Below are 1,075 nucleotides of genomic sequence, written 5' to 3' on the forward strand. Positions count from 1 at the left end.
TTTCTGCCGGCGCTGTTGATCCCTGCGGTGACCGTGATCGCCGCGCTGTGGGGTGCGCAGCTTGGCGTTGGCGACTGGCGCCTGTTCGGGCCGGTGCAGACCACGCTGATCGGTTTAGGTGTCGGCTGCGCGCTCGCGCTACTCGCTGCTGCAGTGCTCACCCGCAGCTCGCCGATGGCGGCTGTATCGCATTCGCGCAGCCTGGTCGATGCGATCGGCTGGGCGGCCTTGCTGCCGCTGCTGCTGGCTACGCTGGGCAGCGTGTTCGCCGCGGCCGGCGTCGGTGAAGCGGTGGCCGAGGTGGTACGCGCGATGATTCCGGTGGAAAACCGCTTCGTGGTGGTACTCGCCTACGCGCTCGGCATGGCAGCCTTCACCATGGTCATGGGCAATGCTTTCGCGGCGTTTCCGGTCATGACCGCCGGCATCGGCCTGCCCCTGCTGGTGCAGATGCACGGCGCGGATGCCGCCTCGCTGGCGGCGATCGGCATGCTCTCGGGCTACTGCGGCACGCTGATGACGCCGATGGCGGCCAATTTCAACCTGGTGCCGGCGGCTCTGCTGGAACTGCGCGACCCGTATGCGGTCATTCGCGTGCAGATCCCCACCGCGCTGATGCTGCTGGCGGCGAATGTGACCCTGATGTATTTCATCGTCTTCCGCAACGTCGCCTGATTGGCAGCCCGCGTCTTTACAAGGGGTTAACCCCGACTCACGTGGCGGCGTCCAAGATGCTCCATCGCTGCTCCCCAGGAATTCGGCCCATGGCCCTGTCTCTCCGATGTGTTCGACGCCTGAGCGCCTTACTGCTGCCTGCCGCCCTGGTGCTGGCTGCCGGGGCCTCGGCGCAGTCGCGCGACCCGCTGGCCCTGCCCGACATGGGCTCGTCAGCGGGGCGCCTGATCACCCCGGCCGAGGAGTCGATGTACGGCGAGTACACCCGCCGCGAACTGCGCGCCTACGGCATGCTGCTGGAAGACCCGCTGCTGGACGAGTATCTGAGCGCGCTCGGCCAGCGCCTCGCGGGCGTCAGCGAGCGTCCACAGCAGGATTTCACCTTTTTCTGGCTGCGTTC

At 67.3% G+C, this 1,075-nt stretch carries 1 protein-coding gene and 1 pseudogene; both read left to right on the forward strand.

The features are described from left to right. A partial coding sequence (locus Q8S40_RS16410) for a 5-oxoproline transporter, DUF979 family subunit (protein ID WP_305671231.1) occupies positions 1 to 675 on the forward strand: 675 nt, incomplete at its 5' end. Positions 676 to 764: 89 nt separating this feature from the next. Next, positions 765 to 1,075 (forward strand): annotated as a pseudogene (locus tag Q8S40_RS16415) (hypothetical protein); the annotation flags it as partial.

The organism is Falsiroseomonas sp., from assembly GCF_030695085.1.
Classification (GTDB): Bacteria; Pseudomonadota; Alphaproteobacteria; order Acetobacterales; family Acetobacteraceae; genus Falsiroseomonas.